Annotated in this window: 16 protein-coding genes; 11 read left to right on the top strand and 5 right to left on the bottom strand. The window is 64.5% G+C overall.

Translation table 11 applies throughout. From position 1 onward, the window contains the following. Nucleotides 1–20: 20 nt before the first annotated feature. Complete coding sequence (gene lpdA, locus LVJ94_23815; protein ID WXB10243.1) at nucleotides 21–1,436, top strand: dihydrolipoyl dehydrogenase; 1,416 nt, start codon at nucleotides 21–23, stop codon at nucleotides 1,434–1,436. A 102-nt stretch (nucleotides 1,437–1,538) separates the two neighbouring features. Here the strand turns inward: lpdA and LVJ94_23810 are convergent, their stop codons facing one another. Further along, nucleotides 1,539–1,715 carry a hypothetical protein gene (locus tag LVJ94_23810; protein ID WXB10242.1) on the bottom strand — a complete coding sequence of 59 codons (177 nt, stop codon included), beginning with the start codon at nucleotides 1,713–1,715 and terminating at the stop codon, nucleotides 1,539–1,541. Nucleotides 1,716–1,887: 172 nt separating this feature from the next. Between LVJ94_23810 and LVJ94_23805 the strand changes: the two genes are divergently transcribed. After that, nucleotides 1,888–2,598: a PspA/IM30 family protein gene (locus LVJ94_23805; GenBank protein ID WXB10241.1), complete on the top strand. Its 711-nt coding sequence runs from the start codon at nucleotides 1,888–1,890 to the stop codon at nucleotides 2,596–2,598. After that, on the top strand, nucleotides 2,598–3,677 hold the full coding sequence (locus LVJ94_23800; GenBank protein WXB10240.1) for a hypothetical protein: 1,080 nt from the start codon (nucleotides 2,598–2,600) through the stop codon (nucleotides 3,675–3,677). The genes LVJ94_23805 and LVJ94_23800 overlap by 1 nt, the downstream gene beginning before the upstream one ends. Before the next feature lie 236 nt (nucleotides 3,678–3,913). Here the strand turns inward: LVJ94_23800 and LVJ94_23795 are convergent, their stop codons facing one another. Then, nucleotides 3,914–4,924, bottom strand: coding sequence for an EscU/YscU/HrcU family type III secretion system export apparatus switch protein (locus LVJ94_23795; protein WXB10239.1), 1,011 nt, complete (start codon nucleotides 4,922–4,924; stop codon nucleotides 3,914–3,916). Between the two features lie 7 nt (nucleotides 4,925–4,931). Continuing rightward, complete coding sequence (gene obgE, locus LVJ94_23790) at nucleotides 4,932–5,942, bottom strand: GTPase ObgE (protein WXB10238.1); 1,011 nt, start codon at nucleotides 5,940–5,942, stop codon at nucleotides 4,932–4,934. A gap of 455 nt (nucleotides 5,943–6,397) precedes the next feature. On the opposite strand from obgE, the gene LVJ94_23785 reads away from it, so the two are divergent. The 3 genes from LVJ94_23785 to LVJ94_23775 all read left to right on the top strand — a co-directional run bounded on the left by LVJ94_23785 (nucleotide 6,398) and on the right by LVJ94_23775 (nucleotide 10,114). Further along, nucleotides 6,398–6,937 carry a hypothetical protein gene (locus tag LVJ94_23785; GenBank protein ID WXB10237.1) on the top strand — a complete coding sequence of 180 codons (540 nt, stop codon included), beginning with the start codon at nucleotides 6,398–6,400 and terminating at the stop codon, nucleotides 6,935–6,937. A 51-nt stretch (nucleotides 6,938–6,988) separates the two neighbouring features. Beyond that, nucleotides 6,989–7,255, top strand: a complete 267-nt coding sequence (locus LVJ94_23780) for a GlsB/YeaQ/YmgE family stress response membrane protein (protein WXB10236.1) — start codon at nucleotides 6,989–6,991, stop codon at nucleotides 7,253–7,255. A gap of 267 nt (nucleotides 7,256–7,522) precedes the next feature. Further along, complete coding sequence (locus tag LVJ94_23775) at nucleotides 7,523–10,114, top strand: sodium-translocating pyrophosphatase (protein ID WXB10235.1); 2,592 nt, start codon at nucleotides 7,523–7,525, stop codon at nucleotides 10,112–10,114. Nucleotides 10,115–10,342: 228 nt separating this feature from the next. Here the strand turns inward: LVJ94_23775 and LVJ94_23770 are convergent, their stop codons facing one another. Both LVJ94_23770 and pheA read right to left on the bottom strand, forming a co-directional pair. After that, nucleotides 10,343–10,798 carry a hypothetical protein gene (locus LVJ94_23770; GenBank protein ID WXB10234.1) on the bottom strand — a complete coding sequence of 152 codons (456 nt, stop codon included), beginning with the start codon at nucleotides 10,796–10,798 and terminating at the stop codon, nucleotides 10,343–10,345. 129 nt (nucleotides 10,799–10,927) lie between these two features. Next, nucleotides 10,928–12,052, bottom strand: coding sequence for a prephenate dehydratase (pheA, locus tag LVJ94_23765; protein ID WXB10233.1), 1,125 nt, complete (start codon nucleotides 12,050–12,052; stop codon nucleotides 10,928–10,930). A gap of 259 nt (nucleotides 12,053–12,311) precedes the next feature. Between pheA and LVJ94_23760 the strand changes: the two genes are divergently transcribed. The 5 genes from LVJ94_23760 to LVJ94_23740 are packed head-to-tail and all read left to right on the top strand — an operon-like array spanning nucleotide 12,312 to nucleotide 16,885. Continuing rightward, the gene (locus LVJ94_23760) at nucleotides 12,312–13,400 is read left to right on the top strand and encodes a thiamine pyrophosphate-dependent dehydrogenase E1 component subunit alpha (GenBank protein WXB10232.1); all 1,089 of its coding nucleotides are present in this window, start codon (nucleotides 12,312–12,314) and stop codon (nucleotides 13,398–13,400) included. Further along, the gene (locus LVJ94_23755) at nucleotides 13,401–14,459 is read left to right on the top strand and encodes an alpha-ketoacid dehydrogenase subunit beta (GenBank protein ID WXB10231.1); all 1,059 of its coding nucleotides are present in this window, start codon (nucleotides 13,401–13,403) and stop codon (nucleotides 14,457–14,459) included. A gap of 38 nt (nucleotides 14,460–14,497) precedes the next feature. Next, nucleotides 14,498–15,607, top strand: coding sequence for a serine/threonine protein kinase (locus LVJ94_23750; protein ID WXB10230.1), 1,110 nt, complete (start codon nucleotides 14,498–14,500; stop codon nucleotides 15,605–15,607). A gap of 21 nt (nucleotides 15,608–15,628) precedes the next feature. Continuing rightward, nucleotides 15,629–15,958: a BolA family transcriptional regulator gene (locus LVJ94_23745; GenBank protein WXB10229.1), complete on the top strand. Its 330-nt coding sequence runs from the start codon at nucleotides 15,629–15,631 to the stop codon at nucleotides 15,956–15,958. A 12-nt stretch (nucleotides 15,959–15,970) separates the two neighbouring features. After that, nucleotides 15,971–16,885: a serine/threonine protein kinase gene (locus LVJ94_23740; protein WXB10228.1), complete on the top strand. Its 915-nt coding sequence runs from the start codon at nucleotides 15,971–15,973 to the stop codon at nucleotides 16,883–16,885. Nucleotides 16,886–16,896 lie beyond the last annotated feature (11 nt).

The following is a 16,896-nucleotide window of genomic DNA, read 5'->3' as shown; positions in this document are numbered from 1 at the left end:
AAGAACAGAAGGAGAAATCGATGGCGACGAGGACGGTTGATGCGGTCGTAATTGGGGCGGGAACGGGCGGTTACCCCTGCGCGATCCGCTTGGGACAGCTCAAACAGAAGGTCATCATCGTCGAAAAGGACGAAGTGGGAGGCGTGTGCCTCAACTGGGGATGCATCCCGTCGAAGGCCCTGATTTCCGCGAGCCACACGTACGAAAAGGCCAAGAACGGCGCCACGATGGGCCTTCTCGCCGACAACGTCCGCGTCGACGTTCCGAAGATGCAGGAGTGGAAGGGCGGCATCGTCAAGAAGCTCACCGGCGGCGTCCGCACCCTGCTCAAGACGAACGGGGCGGAGCTCATCGTTGGCACGGCCCGCATCACCGGACCGAACACGGTGGAGATCACCACGCGCGAAGGTCAGAAAGAGACCATCGATGCGCGCGCGATCGTCGTGGCCACCGGCTCGACGACCATCGAGATTCCGACGTTCAAGTTCGACGGCAAGCAGATCATCGGCGCCAAAGAAGCGGTGAGCCTCAAGGAGGTGCCCAAGCGCCTTCTGGTCATCGGCGGCGGCGTCATCGGCCTCGAGCTCGGCACCGTGTACCAGAAGCTGGGCTCGGAGCTCACCGTCGTGGAGGCCACGCCGAGCCTGCTCCCCGGCACGGATCCGGAGCTCACCGCGGTGGTCGAGCGCAAGCTCGTGAAGCACGGCGCGAAGATCTTCAAGAACGCCAAGGCGCTCGGCTACGAGAAGAACAAGGACGGCTCCCTCGCCGTGAAGGTGGACCTGGGCGAGGGCAAACACGACACGCTCGTCGTCGACACGGTGCTCGTCTCCGTGGGCATGCGGCCCAACAGCGCGGGCTTCGGCCTCGAGGAGCTGGGCGTCAAGATCGACAAGGGCTTCGTTCCGTCGGACCTGAACGGCCGCACGAACATCCCGTCGATCTACTCCGTGGGTGACGTGTCCGGGCAGCCGATGCTCGCGCACAAGGCCACGAAGGAGGGCGAGGTCGTGGCCGAGATCATCGCTGGCCACAAGGCGGCGAAGGACTGGGTCTCCATCCCGGGCGTCATCTTCACCGATCCGGAAATCGCCACCGGCGGCCTCACCGAGGCGCAGGCCAAAGAGCGCGGCATCGACGTGCGCATCGGCAAATTCCCCTTCACCGCGCTCGGCAAGGCCATGGCCATCAACGAGACGGATGGCTTCATCAAGGTGGTCGCGGACAAGAAGAGCCACGAGCTGCTCGGCGTTCACATCGTCGGGCCCGAGGCGAGCAACATGATCAGCGAGGGCATGCTCGCCCTGGAGATGCACTCGTTCCTCGAGGACATCGGCCTCACGGTGCACCCGCACCCGACCCTGGGCGAAGCCATGATGGAGGCGGCCCAGCACGCGCTCGGCCACGCCATCCACATCATGAACAAGAATCAGTAATAAAGCGCCGACTCTTCCCGTACACGTGCCCCTGCCCGATCCCGACAGTTCCTAGAGAGAAGATCGGGCGCGGGCACGGGCATGGGCACGGGGGAGAGCAGGTTAACGCCGGCCTTTGAAGCCCATCATGTTTTGCACGACGGACTCGCTGGCCTCGGCGACTTCGGCCTCCTCGCGGGCGCGGTCCGCACAGTCTTCACACATCTTCTTGGCTTTTCCTGCCACCTTCACGCTCACCAGCTGGTCGACTTCGTTCTCGCATACTTTGCACGTCGGCATGGAAACCTCCGCTTCGCCTGCCCCAAGACCCGCTTGCGCGGCCGATGCTGCACGATGGCCCACGCGCGGGGCAACTGGGTGCTAATATTATCCCGGGGTGGGTAGCTCGAACTGCTCAAAAACGCGTGGGGCACGTGGTTGCAGTCGGGCCGCGAAGACATAAGGTGAGCTCATGGGAATCTTCGACCGGATGGGTAAGGTCATCTCGAGCAATGTGAACAGTTTGCTCGATAAAGCGGAGGATGACCGAAAGCTCCTCGATCTCACGGTCGAGGAAATGGCGGAGCAGCTCAAACGCGGGCAGAAGGAAGTCATCTCCGCGGTGGCGAGCGCCAAGCAGCTCAAAAAGAAGCACGACGACTTGGTCGCCGAGGCGGAAAAGTGGGAACGCCGTGCCGAGCTCGCTCTCAAGACGGGGGACGAGGCCCTGGCCCGCGAAGCGCTGAAGCAGAAGAAGCGCGTCACCGGCGAAGCGGAAAACGTCGAGAGGTCTCGGCAGGAGCAGCAAAATCACGCGCTGGACATGAAGGCCGAGCTCGAGCGGATGGAGCAGAAGCTCGAAGAGATCAAGATGCGCAAGTCGACCATCGCGACGCGCGCCGAGCAGGCACGCTCCGGCACCGAGGGGCTGGGCGCCCGCGGCGGGTCGAACGCCTTCGAGAACTTCCGCCGCATGGAGGAGAAGATCGAGGGGCGCGAGGCGCAGAACAGCGCGATGGCCGAGGTGGAGGAAGCCCTCGGTAACCCGGAGAAAACGCGCGATCTCGAGGCGCGGTTCCGAGACTTGGAGCGATCGGGCGGGGGCGGCGGAAGCGGCGACGGTGCAGGTAAATCCGACATCGACGACGAGCTGGCCGCGTTGAAGAAGCGCATTCGGGTTTGATGTCGGAAAAAATCGTCATTTGCTACCGCATGTCCGCGGTGGGGGCCCGCGTGTACCTTGCGCGTGCGCGCGAGCTGATGCAGCGCGCGGAAGCGCTGGGGGCGACGTTGGTTTCATGGGCGGCGCTCAGCCTTGCCTTCGCGTGGGATTCGGACGCGATCGAAGAGGCGATTCACCTGGCCATCACCGCCGACGAGGACACGGCGCCCGAAGAGGAGACGTGGGCGTGCGGCATCGCGCAAGGCGCGATGGAGCCGCTCGCCGGCTCGTCGTCGAGTGCGCAGCGGTCAGGCCTCGCCTGGGGCGAGCCCCTGGTGATCGCGCTGGCGCTCTCGCGGACCGCGCGGGGAGGGGAGGTGCTCCTGCATGCGAGCGTGCGCGCGGCGCTCGAGGGCCTTTTGAACACGCAGGAACCGAGGCTCGCCACCGAGGCGGGGGTCGAGGTGCTGGGGGTGCCGCTCGATATGGACAACCCGTGGAAACGCGGGAAGGGCGGACAGGTCCCGCCGTCGCGCAGCATGCGCGCGGTGCTGCCGCTGGTGATCCCGCCGGTGACCACGCCGCTTCCGCGATCGGTCCGCGAGGCCGAGCCCGAGGAAATCGAGACCGCCGATGCCGAGTCGCTGGCCGCGCGCTTGACGCAGCTCGCGAAGGAAGCGCTGCTCGGAGGCGATGCGCAGTCGCTCGAGCGATGGAGCGCAGGCCTCAAGGCCACCGGCGAGCGTGATTCGCTGGCGAACCGCATGCACGCGATGGCGCGCCTTTCGCGCGGCAAGGTGGGCGATGCGCTGCGTACGCTCAAACAAGCGCGCCGCGATGCCGACGGTGCCACGCCGCCAACCCCGCAGAAGCGATGCCAGGCGGCGCTCGCCCTGGGCGTGGGCCTCTCGTTCGCGGGGCGCTTCGACGATGCACTGCTCGAGGGGCTCGACGCGCTCGCCCGCGCCCGCGAGACGGACGACGACGAAGCCGTGCGGGCATGCCTCGCGTTTCTGGCGAAGCTGTTTGCACGCGTGAACCGCAGCGACGAAGCGGCGCTCTTCCGCGACTCCGTGCGGGCCTCTCGCCCGGCGATCTAACGCAAAAGTCGATTGAACGTGGCAGATCGACGATTGCCTCGCAGTCGAGCAGCGGCAGCGGGACAACCTCGGCGGGGCCGGCGCCTTGGTCCGTCTCCAAGGAGAGGATCGCCAGGCGGAGTGGCGATCCCGGCGTTCAGCCCCGACACGTCGCGCCGGTTCCGCCGGTTTCCTCTCGCTGCCGCGGTCCCAGCACCAGGCAGGTTCGAGCCTGACACATTCAATCGACCGTTGCCTTAGCGCGTGCGCGCTTGGTGGATCACTTCGGCGGCGGCGTCGTAGAGCGATGCGGGGATCTCGTCGCCCACGGCGACGCTCGACAGGGCGGCTGCGAGCGTGGCTTCCTCGATGACGGGGACGCCGAGTTCGTGCGCGGTCTGGGCGACGGCGTGGGCGCGGGCTCCTTCTTCGCGCGCGATGAGAACCGGGGCGCGGTCCCCTTCGCGGTAGCGCAGGGCCACGGCGAGGGTGCGCCCGACGACGAGCACCGCGGCATCGCGCAGTTCGGCGCGGGTGGCCTGCACCATGCGCTCGTGGTGGGCGCGTGCGCGAGCGGCTTTCCACTCGGGATCGCCCTCGCTTTCCCTGCGTTCGCGGTCGACTTCCGCCTTGGTCATGCGAAGGCGCGAGAGCCAGAGACGCCGGCGCACCACCAAGTCGAGCGCGCCCACGGCGAGGCCCAGGATGGCCGCACTCCGCGCGAGGCGAAGCGCGATGATCGCTCCCGCCGGTGCGATGTGCGGCACGCGCCCCGCCAAGGCGGCGATGTCCGCCGTGTGTGCGCGCAGCCCGGCGTACGCAAACGTCGCAATGAGCGCCGCCGAGAAAAAGGCGCGGCCGACGGTGAAGGCGTGCTCGCGTGAGAAAAGCTGACGCGCCCCCTCGAGCACGTTGATGCGCCGCAGCTCCGGGGCGACCCGCTTCGCGGTGATGACACCTCCGGTCTGAACGACGGTGGCCGTGACCACGGTCCCTGCGGCTGCCGCCAAAAGGGGCACCGCATAGAGGAGCACCGGCCGACCGATCGCCCATGCGTCGAGCGACACCTGCGGATCGAGCTCGCCGGCGCGGCCAATGGCCAGGCGAAGCGCCTCCGCGGCCCAATCTTTCAAGGCGTACGCCGCCGCGGGAACGGTGAGCACCGCGGCCAAAAAGCCTAGGGATCCCGCGGCGTAGGAGCTCGCCCCGCTGTCACCTTCCGCGCGCGCTTTGCGCAGGCGTCTCGGGGTGGGCTCCTCCGTCTTCATTCCACCGTCACTCCGGTTTGATGTCTTTCACCAGCCTGTGCAGCGCAATGAGCACCTCGCGAACACCCTCGCCGGTGGCGGCCGAAACAGGCAGCAAATCGATATTTCGCTCACGGAAATGCTCTTTGGCCGGCCCGAAGGCCTCCTGGACGTGGGGCAAATCCATTTTGCTCATGGCGACGACTGTCGGCCGCTCGGCCAATTCCGGATCGAATTGACGCAATTCATGAAGCAGCGCATCGTAATCCGAAATAGGGTCGCGCCCCTCACCGGGGTCGACGCTAATGAGGTGCAGCAGAGCGCGTGTGCGCTCCACGTGCTTCAAAAAGCGCACCCCGAGCCCGGCACCCTGGGCGGCGCCGGGAATCAAACCGGGAATGTCGGCAATGACGAAATTGGCGTCTTCGCCGATGGACACGACACCCAAGTGGGGCACCAACGTCGTAAAGGGGTAGTCCGACACCTTGGGCCGGGCCCGTGAGCAGGCGCGGATGAACGTCGACTTTCCGACGTTGGGAAAGCCCAAAAGGCCAGCATCTGCGAGGACTTTGAGCTCCAAACGCAGCTCGCGTTCCTCGCCCTCGCCGCCCGGTTCGGCGCGACGCGGCGCACGATCCTGGGGCGTCGTAAAATGGATATTGCCCCGTCCCCCGCGTCCGCCTTTGACAATGACGGTGTGCGTTTGCGGTGTATCCAAATCGAAAAGGCGCTCGCCGGTGACCTTGTCGTAGACCTCGGTCCCCACGGGGACGCGGACGATGAGGTCTTCTCCCCCCCGCCCGTAGCAGTCTTTGCCCTGGCCGTGCTCGCCGTCGTCCGCCTTTAACGTGCGGGCGTAGATCAAGTCGAGCAGGGTCGACAGGCCTTCGTCCGTGACGAACACCACGTCGCCACCCTTGCCGCCGTCGCCGCCCGACGGACCGCCAAACGGGACGAACTTTTCACGACGAAACGCGACGCAGCCATTTCCCCCACGGCCGGCCACCACTTTGACTTCGCAACTATCGACGAACTTCACGCGCGTATACCTAGTCCATGCTGGGGGAAAAGCCCCGTGCCAACCGCGATAGCGCCCATTTTCCCTGATGGATTGCCGCGATGGGGCCCCCGATATGGAGCGCCGGCCGCCTATGGATCGCCGGCATCTTGCCGGCGGTACGCCACCCTCTTGGTGGCCGCCCCCATCGACGAGCCGGCTGACGCCGACTCCTCGAAAACTCGGCTCTTCCCATCGAGGCCGACCGGTCGCTCGTTGCAGTTTTGAAGCATAAACACATACATAAGACTACGCCGACTGTGGACTCCGGAGCTTATGGGTGGTCTCGCCCCCAACCCGGGAGGATCCCTATCAAACCGTCCCCGACCGATCGGCGGACATGATGGCGTCAGTGGAATGATGTACAGCCTGAACGGATCGAACTGCTCGCACAGCCCTCTTTTTCTCGGGGAGGCGGGGCTTATTAATGCGCCCCTATGACAATCGACGCCTTAGCCGCTTGGCTCGTAACGGCGATGACCGCGTGGAATCCTCCCGCGGAACATCGTGAGGGGGAACAGGCCGCTACCGAACGCTACGCCAGTATTGCGCACGACGTAGCCGAGGTGGTTCTCGATTCAAATGAACAGCCGCTGTTCGACGGTCCTCAAGGCCGTGCCCAGACAGCGCTCTTGCTTGCCGCGGTCGCCTCGTACGAATCCGGATTTCGTCGAGAGGTGGACTTGGGAACCATCCGCGGCGACAACGGTCGAAGTTGGTGCATTTTGCAGGTGCAGGTCTTTGGTCGAACCGCCGAACAATGGACGGGCAAAGAGTTGGTGGAGGATCGCACGCGTTGCCTGCGGGCGGGACTGCACAAAATGCATGATTCGTTCGAAGCTTGTAAGAAGCTGCCTCAAGTCCAACGACTATCCGGCTACACGCGTGGCCATTGTGGACCGGATCCCAAAGCCGAGTGGCGTATGCGGCGTGCCCTGAACTGGTGGAAGGCGCACCCGCTGACTGCGGATACCTGAGGCATTGAAGTTGCTCATGACTGGCTCCCCCTTCTGAAAAAGGAGTCGGTCATGAGCATTCTCCTATTTCTGATTTTCGGTTTTATCGTCGGATTACTCGCCCGAGCCATCATGCCTGGCGAGCAAAAGTTGAGCATCTTGATGACCACGCTCGTCGGCGTGGTGGGCTCATTCATAGGAGGCTTCGTCGGAAGCCTGCTCCACGGCGGCGGCGATATGTTCCAATTGCGCACGTCCGGAATCATCGGAAGCGTCATTGGCGCGCTGCTGATTCTCGCGCTGCTCGGCTACATCGGCCGACGCCGCCTCGCACACTGAAAATCGGCGTCTCAACCATGCGGAGACGGCTGAAGCGCATTCGTATATGAAATGAAGGCGCATTTACTTCGAGGTAGCCAACTGGTAATCTTCAAAGGCTACCTCGGTCTGCCGGGGCACCTCGGACAGAGCGAGGCAGACGAGGCGTGCTGAAGCGTCTGAAAGACAGGTCAGACGGCCAACCCCTCGAGAACGAGGCATGTCTTCGACTTTGCTCACGCCCATTGGCGCGTGCCGGGTCAAGCGGCCTTCCCTCGGAGGTTCTGCATGAAATCCGCATGGTTCTCGAAGGATGCGCTGACGAAGGCGCTATCCACGATTAGTGCCGTAGTCACGTTTCTCGCATTACTTTGCAGTTCACCGCTTGCGCTCGCAGCCGCGCAAGAAGGTTCAGCTCCGCAACCATCTCATCATGGTGGCGGTGAAGCGAACCTCATCGTTCCTCGATTGGACGATGTGCACATCGCTTCCTTCTTCGGTTTATCCGGGGCGAGTTTGCTCGCCGTCGGTGTGGGGGTGGCCATCCTTGGCCTGGTCTTTGGTCTGATCGTTTTTACGCAGCTCAAGAATGCAGATGTCCATGTCTCGATGAGGGACATCTCGGAGCTCATCTACGAGACGTGCAAGACGTACCTCATCACGCAGATGAAGTTCATCCTCATCCTCGAGGCCTTCATCGGCGCGATCATCGTCGTCTACTTCGGCGTCATGCAGAACTACTTCGCCGACGGGAAGACGCTGCAGGTCCTCGTTATCCTGCTGTTTTCCATCGTCGGCATTGCGGGTAGCTCGGCCGTTGCATGGTTCGGCATCCGGGTGAACACCTTCGCCAACTCGCGCACGGCCTTCGCGGCGCTGCGCGGCAAGCCGTTTCCCTGCTACGCCATTCCGCTCAAGGCCGGCATGAGCATCGGCATGTTGCTCATCAGTGTCGAGCTTCTGATCATGCTCGGCATCCTCCTGGTCATCCCGGGGGACTACGCCGGCCCATGTTTCATCGGCTTCGCCATCGGTGAATCGCTCGGCGCCTCGGCGCTCCGCATCGCCGGCGGCATTTTCACGAAAATTGCCGACATCGGTTCGGACTTGATGAAGATCGTCTTCAAGATCAAAGAAGACGACGCGCGCAATCCCGGCGTCATCGCCGACTGCACAGGCGACAACGCAGGCGACTCGGTCGGTCCCAGCGCCGACGGCTTCGAGACCTACGGCGTCACCGGCGTCGCGCTCATCTCGTTCATCCTCCTCGCCGTCAAAGACCCGACCGGCCAGCATGCGAACGTGCCCGTTCAAGTGCAGCTCTTGGTGTGGATCTTCGCCATGCGCATCGTCATGGTCGTGGCCAGCGTGGTGTCGTACTTCATCAACGACGCCATCGCCAAAGGGCGCTACGCCACCGCCGACAAGATGAACTTCGAGCATCCGTTGACCATGTTGGTGTGGATCACCTCCATCGTCAGCGTGCTTCTCACCTTCGTCGTGTCAAACGCGCTCATCCCGAACTTGGGCGATGGGACGTTGTGGTGGAAGCTTTCGATCATCATCACGTGCGGCACGCTCGCCGGCGCCATCATTCCGGAGTTCGTGAAGGTCTTCACGTCGACGGAATCGGGGCACGTGCGCGAGGTGGTGACGGCATCCCGCGAGGGTGGCCCGTCGCTCAACATCCTGGCGGGTCTCACGGCGGGTAACTACAGCGCATACTGGCTCGGGTTCGTGTTGGTCGCGCTCATGGGCACGGCCTGGTGGGTCAGCATGCAGGGCCTCGGTGCGCTCATGACCATCGGCGCGGTGGATGCGTCGGCGGTCTTCGCGTTCGGGCTCGTGGCCTTCGGCTTCTTGGGCATGGGGCCGGTCACCATCGCGGTCGACTCGTACGGTCCGGTGACGGACAACGCGCAGTCGGTCTACGAGCTGTCGGTCATCGAGCAGATTCCGGACATCCAAGACGAAGTGAAGAAGAAGTTCGGGTTCGACGTTCAATTCGAGAAGGCCAAGCACTTCCTCGAGGAGAACGATGGCGCGGGCAACACCTTCAAGGCGACGGCCAAGCCCGTGCTCATCGGCACAGCGGTGGTCGGTGCCACGACGATGATCTTCTCCGTCGTCGTGGTCCTCACGACGAACGTCACCACGGGCGTCCCGCTGTCGGCGAATCTGGACAAGCTTTCGCTGCTGCACCCCCCGTTCTTGCTCGGGCTCATCGCCGGCGGCGCGATGATCTACTGGTTCACCGGCGCGTCCACGCAGGCGGTGACCACGGGCGCGTACCGCGCGGTGGAGTTCATCAAGGCGAACATCAAGCTAGAAGGTGTCGAGAAAGCCTCGATCACCGATAGCAAGAAGGTCGTCGAGATTTGCACGGTGTACGCGCAGAAAGGCATGTTCAACATCTTCTTGACCGTGTTCTTCGGCACCCTGGCGTTTGCCTGCGCCGAGTCGTTCTTCTTCATCGGGTATCTGATCTCGATTGCGCTCTTCGGTTTGTTCCAAGCGCTCTTCATGGCCAATGCCGGCGGCGCCTGGGACAATGCCAAGAAGGTGGTCGAGGTCGAGTTGAAGGAGAAGGGCTCTGCCCTGCATGACGCCACGGTCGTCGGCGACACCGTGGGCGATCCCTTCAAGGACACGAGCTCGGTGGCCATGAACCCGGTCATCAAGTTCACCACGCTCTTCGGGCTTCTCGCCGTGGAGCTCGCCGAGCAAATCGGCTCGCAATCGACGCGCCTCGCCATTGCGGGCGTGTTCTTCATCATCTCGATGTTCTTCGTGCACCGCTCCTTCTACGGCATGCGCATCAACGCAGCCGCCCGCCCCGCACAGCCGTCGACCAAAGACGCGCCCGCCCCCGCGGAGTAGCGCGCATCCTCGCAGCAACCCGAACCCCCTGTTCCCTATCGCGGGACGGGGGGTTCGCGTTTTGTCGGAGGAGAGGATTCACAGGAAGACGGGAAGACGGGAAGGGCGATCAACAGGCGCGGCGCGGAACGCTTTTTTTAGGGTTTCCAGTTGGGCCCATTGGGCTGATTTGAAAACCTCAAAACCTTCCCGTCTTCCCGTCTTCCCGTCTTCCTGTGAATTTCTCTTCTACTTCTTCTTGCCCTTTGCGGGGGCTTCGGCGCTCTTGGTCGGCGTTTCGTTGGCGGCGCCGACGGTGAGGACGAGGATGGTCTTGCCCACGCTGTCGGCGGCGGCGCCCTCGTTTTCGTTGACCATGATGGTCACGCGGTGCTTGTCCGTCGTGTAGGTGAGCATGTTGGCGATGGCCATGCGCTCGCCGTCGGCGGGGATCTTCGAGTTGTAAAATTCGACGACTTTGGCGACGGGGTCGTTGGTCGTCAATGTGACGGAGAATGCGTCTTGGCCGGAGGCCGCGGCGGCCATCACCTTGGCCCCGGGGTAGACGGGGACGTCGGCGGGGAAATTTTCCGGCATCTTCTGCGTCGTGCCGAAGGTGACCTCTTCACCGGGCTTGCTGCCCTTGAAGGTGAACGTCTTGCCTTGGTCGTCGCCCTCGACCTTCTCGACGCCGGCTTTTTCCATGGCCTTTTCCTCGATCGATTGCTTCAACTTTTTGCAACCCGCGAGGGGCATGCAAAGCGCGCAAGCAACGAGCGTGGCAAGAGCAATCCTAGAAGAGCGCCGGCGTTGGTCGAACATCCGCGTATTCTGTCACGGGATGGAGGTGAGGCGGATGGGATCTCTCCGCGCGTAGCTGCCGAGCACCTTCACCATGTCGCACGAGCTGCGGAGGTTCTCCAGCGCGCGCTGCACGGTTTCGTCGGTGCGGTGGCCTTCGAGGTCTACGAGAAAGACGTAGTCCCACGGTTTCTGCTGGCTCGGGCGCGATTCGAGGCGGCTCAGATTAACGCCTTCGTCCTCGAAGGCCGACAGCACGCGTCGAAGCGCGCCGCGCTGGTCCTTCACCGAGAACGCGAGCGACGTGCGATCGCGGCCGGTGCGCGGCGCGTCCTCTTTGCCGAGCACCACGAAGCGCGTCGCGTTCTCGGTGCGATCCTGAATGCGCTCGCGCAAGATCTGAAGCCCGTGAAGCTCGGCGGCGAGGGGACTCGCCACGGCGGCGCCTGCGGTGTCGAGCAGTGCCTGCCGCGCCGCGGCCGTCGTCGATGCCGTCTGCACGAGCTGCGCGCCGGGCAAGTTCTTCGTGAGCCACCCGCGGCACTGCGCCAGCGCCTGCGGATGCGAATACACGCGCTGCACGGAGGAGAAGGGGACGCTGTCGCGTGCGAGCAGCGCATGCTCGATGAGCAGCACCAGCTCTTCGCGCACGACCACGTTTCCCTCGATGAGCAAGTCCGCCGTCAGGGTGACGCTGCCCTCCGTCGAGTTCTCGATGGCCACCACCCCGAGCGCCGCGTCGCCCGTGCGCACCGCGTCGAAGACGCCCTCGATGGTGGCCGCCTCGCGGTACTGCGCCGAAAGGCCGAAGAGGTAGCGCGCGGCCATCTGCGTGAAGGTTCCCTCGGGACCAAGGAAGGCAACGTGCAGTGGCTGCTCGAGCGACAGGCAGCCGCTCATGATCTCGCGAAACACGGCGCGCACGGCCTGCTGCGGAAATTGCCCCTTCGCCAGCGCGGCGAGCCGGTCGAGCACTGCCCGCTCGCGCTCGGGATCGCGCAGCAGCTTCTCGGCGCCCTGCTTGTTGTCGGCGCCCGGTGCATGCGCCGCACGCTTGGCATGCCCGATGGCCACGGCCAAGGTGGCGCGTTCGTTCAACAGCTCGAGGATCCGTTCATCCGTGGCATCTATCTGTGCCCGCAGCGCTTCGATCGACATGGGACTGAAACGTTAGCCCCAATGCGAGGCGTGCGGGATGCCACTTCGCGTCATTATTTTCACGCGCGTTCTCCACGCGCGTTCTCTCGGGGGTGTGGGGCGGCGGAGCCCCCCACAAACCAGAAGGCGCGATGCAGCACGAAACGCGACGCCGCGTTCGGTTAATTTCGATCGGCGCCCGCATTGCCTTCTCGCGGTTTACGACCAGGGTTACTACATACTAGTGTCGCAGCGCCTCCCCGTAGGTCCGGAGTGAAATGTGAGCACGACGCCAATCCAAGAACACTTCTATCCCGATACCAAGCTGTCTCCCGACGTGCTCATCCGCTTGCACGAGCTGATGTTGCGTTCGCGCCTGCTGGAAGAGCGGTTAATCCGCATGCAGAAGCAGGGCGACGGCTATTTTTGGATCGGCGGTCCAGGCGAAGAGGCCTTCAACGTGTCCCTCGGCCTTCTGGTCGATAAGGGGCGCGGCCCGGCGCACGACTACCTGCACCTGCACTACCGATCCAGCGCCACGATGGTGGCCATGGGCATCGACCCGGCCGACGCAATGCGGCAGATGAAGAACACCGCCACCGACCCGTATTCGGGCGGCCGCAACTTCGTGAACCACTACTCGATCCCCGAGTGGAACGTGGTCCCCGTCTCCTCGCCCATCGAGGTGCAATTCTCCATGGCGCCCGGCACCGCGCTCGTTCAAAAGCGCTTCGGTGGTCGCGGTATCACCATCGTGCAGGGCGGCGACGCCGGCACGGCCGAGGGGGACTTTGCCAGCTGCCTCATTTGGAGCACCCGCCCGGGGATGGAATTGCCCGTCCTCATGATCGTCACCAACAACGAGTTCGGCATCTCCACACCGGCGGCCGAGCAACACGGCGAGAAGCGCATCGCGGACCGAGGCAAGGCTTTCGGCATGCAAACCGCGGTGGTCGACGGCAACGATCCCGAGACGGCGTACGCGGCCATCAAGCAAGCGATGGACTACGTGCGCACCGAGCGCAGGCCGTTCTTGCTCGAGGCCAAGGTCTCCCGTCTTTACGGGCACTCTTCGTCCTCGGGCGCCAACTTCGTCACGGGCGACGTGGATTGTTTGGCCCGTTTCGAGAAGCGGCTCGAGGAACGCGGCATTTTGAGCCGAGCGAAGATGGACGAGCTACGTGTTCAGGAGACGCAGGCACTTCTCGAAATGTCCAAGCGTGTCCGCGTCGAGCCGCAGCCCAAAGGTCCGACCATTTACGATCACGTCTTTGCCCCGACCGAGGTCGGCGGCGAGGCGAGAGCCCGCCAAGATGCCATGTGCGCCGTGGGAAAGACGGCCGAGATCAACAACAAGGAACAATCGTAAATGGCCACCATGGTGCAAGCCATCCGCATGGCGCTCCACGTCGGTGAAGAGCGCCTCGGGGTGACGGACGTCTTCGGTCAGGATCTCGGCCCGCCGCTCGGCGGCGTGTTCACGCAGTCGCAGGGCATCAAGTGCTCGTGGAACTCGCCGCTCGACGAGCGCGGCATCATCGGTTGCGCCATCGGCCTCGCCCTCGCGGGCGCGCGGCCCGTGTGCGAGATTCAGTTCTGCGACTACGTGTACAACATCATCGACCTGCTCAAGCTCGGTGGCGGCATGTACTGGTCGTCCAACGGGCAGTGGAATCTCCCGCTGGTGATGATGACGCCCGTGGGCTCGGGCATCCACGGCAGCATCTACCACTCGCACTCGTTCGACGCGACGGCGACGCACATCCCGGGCTGGAAGATCGTGATGCCGTCCAATCCGCGCGACGCGTACGGGTTGATGCTCAGCGCCATCGCCGATCCGAACCCTGTCATGTTCCTCGCGCCCAAGGCGCTGCTCCGCGCGAAGGCCCTGCCGGGCGAGGAGATCCCCGGGGAGCCGGACGAGCGCGCCCTGAGCAAGATGATCGACGCGCCGCTGGGCGACCGCAGCAAGTGGACGCCGAGCTGGCCGGCCACGCCGGACTTGTTCATTCCGATTGGCAAGGCATCCACGGTTCGCCCCGGGCGCGACGTGACGTGCGTCACGTACGGCCGCATGGTGCCGCTCTGCAAAAAGGCGGCGGACGAATTGGCGAGCGACGGCGTCGACGTGGAGGTCATCGACCTGCGCACGTTGATCCCGTACGACTGGGAGCATCTGAAAGAGAGCATCTCACGCACCGGCCGCGTGCTCTTCGTGAACGAGGACACCGAGGTGACGAACTTCGGCGAGCACCTGCTTCGCCGCACGGTGGAGGAGCTCTTCTACCAGCTGCTCGCGCCGCCGCGTCTTCTGGCCGGTGCATTCGTTCCGGGCGTCGGCCTGGCCGACGCACTGGATACGGCGAGCGTGCCGCAGAAGACCGAGATTTCGAGCGTGCTGCGCGAGCTTGCCGGGCACCAGCCGTAGGCCATCAAAAACGGGGTAGACAGGGTGGGGATCCCACGATGTTTCTGGCCGGCGACACGTTCCACCGCTATCGCATCGAGGAAAAAATCGGTGAAGGCGGCCTGGGATTCGTGTACCGGGCGTACGATCCGATTCTTCATCGCGAAATCGCGCTGAAGATCGTGCGCCCGGAGGTGGCCCGTACGCCATCGGGGCAGCTGTCGGAGGCGGCCCTTCGCTTGATGCGCGAGGGCCGCGCGGTGGCGTCGTTGAACCACCGCAACGCCGTGGGGATTTTCGATGTCGGCGAGATCGATGGCACGCCGTACATCGCGATGGAGCTCGCGCCGGGCAAGTTGCTGAGCACCTACGTCGGGGACGACGACGTTCCGATCCGGCTTCGAATCGGGTGGCTCGCCCAGATTGCGTGCGGTCTCGACGCGGCGCACAAGGAAGGGCTCGTTCACCGCGATGTGAAGCCGGAAAACGTGATGGTCTGCGACAATGGCGAGGTCAAACTGTTCGACTTCGGTGTGGTCAAGCGCGTGACCGCACCGGTGCTGGACGACTCGGAGCCGAACTCGGAGCCGGTGGCGACACGCGTCGGCGCGGTCATGGGCACGCCCCTCTACATGGCGCCCGAGCAGGCGCTGGGCGAGGCGGTCGACGGGCGAAGCGACCAATTTGCGTGGGCTACCTTGGCGTACGAGCTGCTCAGCGGAGGTGTGCACCCCATCTTGGGGAAGAATCCGCGGGGCGTGCCCATCGTGATTTCATGGTTTCAACCGGGGGCGGGGCCGAAGCGGCTGGCCGACGTGGCGCTGGAGCTGCCCGCGGGCGTTTCGGATATCGTGATGAAGGCGCTCTCGAAGCTTCCCGCCGACCGATTTGCCAGCATGGGCGAGATCGTGGCGGCGCTCGAGGCCATCGGCAAGGCGATGGATGCGGCGGAGCAAGCCGGCGACGCGGAGATCGCGGCCGCGCCCACCATGTGGCAGCCCATGCCGATCATGGACGCGATGAGCGGGGGCACGTCGCGGCCGCGGTTGCTCTCCCGGAAGGCGAAGGCGTGGGCGTGGGCGCTGGCGGGGGTGCTCGTGGTCTCGGTTGCCGTACTGGGCTACCGCTTCGGGCCTTGGGGGCGACGGCACGTGGCGCAGCATCACTGAGTCTCGTGCTAAAATGGCCGTATGGCTCGAATGGCGGACCGCATCCGGGAAAAGCTGCGCGACAACTTGGCGCCCAGCGTGCTCGATGTCATCGACGAGAGTCGCATGCACAGCGTCCCGAAGGACGCGGAGACGCACTTCAAGGTGGTGGTCGTCTCGCAGGCCTTCGACGGTCTGGGCCGCGTGCAGCGCCACCAGGCCGTGTACCGCATCTTGAAGGACGAGCTCGCGCAGGGCGTGCACGCGCTGTCCATCATTTCCAAGAGCCCCGCGGAATGGGAGGCGGAAGCCGCCGTGCCCGCGTCCCCGCCTTGCTTGGGTGGGTCGAAGAGCGAATCGCAGGGCAACTAGAGGCGCCGCGCGGTGCGCATCGGCAAATACGAGCTGGGTGAGCGCATCGCCGTGGGCGGCATGGCGGAGGTGTACCTTGCGCGGCTTCCACTCGGCGGCAACCGCATGGTGGCGCTCAAGGTGCTGCGCGAGAGCCTTTCGGACGATCCGACGTACGTGACCATGTTCATCGACGAGGCCAACCTGCTGGCCAAGTTGGCGCACCCGAACATGGTGCAGGTCTACGAATCGGGAGAGCATGCGGGGCGGTATTTCCTCGCGATGGAGCTGCTCATCGGCGACTCGCTGCAGCGCGTGTGGGACGCGTTTCAGGACCACGGCATGCGCATTCCCTACGCCGTGTCCGCGTGGACGGCGGCGCGCGTGGCGGAGGGGCTGCACCACGCGCACGAGCTGCGCGACGAAGCCGGCAAGTTGGAGAACGTGGTGCACCGCGACGTGAACCCGAGCAACATCCAGGTGACCTTCGACGGGCGCATCAAGGTGCTCGACTTCGGGTTGGCGCGCTCCGAGTCGCGGGCCTCGAAGACCGCGGCGGGCGTGGTCAAGGGCAAGCTCGCGTACCTGTCGCCGGAGCAGATCGATGGGCACCCGCCCGATCGCCGCGCGGACATTTTCGCGTTGGCCACGACGCTCTGGGAAATCACGGTGGACCGGCGTCTTTTCAAGCGCGAGAACGATTTGGATACGGTGCGGGCCATCGCCAAGTGCGACGTGCCGGATCCGCGGACGTTGGTCGAGGGCTACCCGGAGGCGCTATGGAAGATCGTGGCGCGGGCGCTGGCGCGCGATCCGGCGAAGCGGCACGCGACGGCGGCCGAGTTCGCGGCGGAGCTCGATGCCGTGGTCCCGAAGCTCGGCGAGGAGCCGGTGACGAGCGCGACGATCTCCAAGCTGATGGGGCAGATGTGTTCCTGGGCGAAATGAACTAAAAGAAG

It is taken from the genome of Sorangiineae bacterium MSr11367 (assembly GCA_037157805.1).
In the GTDB taxonomy this organism is placed as follows: Bacteria; Myxococcota_A; Polyangia; order Polyangiales; family Polyangiaceae; genus Pendulispora; species Pendulispora rubella.
Note: the sequence above shows the minus strand (reverse complement) of the source record. Positions and strands in the feature narration are given on the sequence as shown.

Bases quoted from the DNA above. Each gene is read 5' to 3' on its own strand.
- LVJ94_23805 (WXB10241.1), top strand. From the start codon at position 1,888: ATGGGAATCTTCGACCGGATGGGTAAGGTCATCTCGAGCAATGTGAAC.
- LVJ94_23745 (WXB10229.1), top strand. From the start codon at position 15,629: ATGGCTCGAATGGCGGACCGCATCCGGGAAAAGCTGCGCGACAACTTG.
- LVJ94_23795 (WXB10239.1), bottom strand. From the start codon at position 4,924: ATGAAGACGGAGGAGCCCACCCCGAGACGCCTGCGCAAAGCGCGCGCG.
- pheA (WXB10233.1), bottom strand. From the start codon at position 12,052: ATGTCGATCGAAGCGCTGCGGGCACAGATAGATGCCACGGATGAACGG.
- LVJ94_23755 (WXB10231.1), top strand. From the start codon at position 13,401: ATGGCCACCATGGTGCAAGCCATCCGCATGGCGCTCCACGTCGGTGAA.
- lpdA (WXB10243.1), top strand. From the start codon at position 21: ATGGCGACGAGGACGGTTGATGCGGTCGTAATTGGGGCGGGAACGGGC.
- LVJ94_23750 (WXB10230.1), top strand. From the start codon at position 14,498: ATGTTTCTGGCCGGCGACACGTTCCACCGCTATCGCATCGAGGAAAAA.
- LVJ94_23810 (WXB10242.1), bottom strand. From the start codon at position 1,715: ATGCCGACGTGCAAAGTATGCGAGAACGAAGTCGACCAGCTGGTGAGC.
- LVJ94_23800 (WXB10240.1), top strand. From the start codon at position 2,598: ATGTCGGAAAAAATCGTCATTTGCTACCGCATGTCCGCGGTGGGGGCC.
- LVJ94_23775 (WXB10235.1), top strand. From the start codon at position 7,523: ATGAAATCCGCATGGTTCTCGAAGGATGCGCTGACGAAGGCGCTATCC.
- LVJ94_23770 (WXB10234.1), bottom strand. From the start codon at position 10,798: ATGGAAAAAGCCGGCGTCGAGAAGGTCGAGGGCGACGACCAAGGCAAG.
- LVJ94_23780 (WXB10236.1), top strand. From the start codon at position 6,989: ATGAGCATTCTCCTATTTCTGATTTTCGGTTTTATCGTCGGATTACTC.
- LVJ94_23785 (WXB10237.1), top strand. From the start codon at position 6,398: ATGACAATCGACGCCTTAGCCGCTTGGCTCGTAACGGCGATGACCGCG.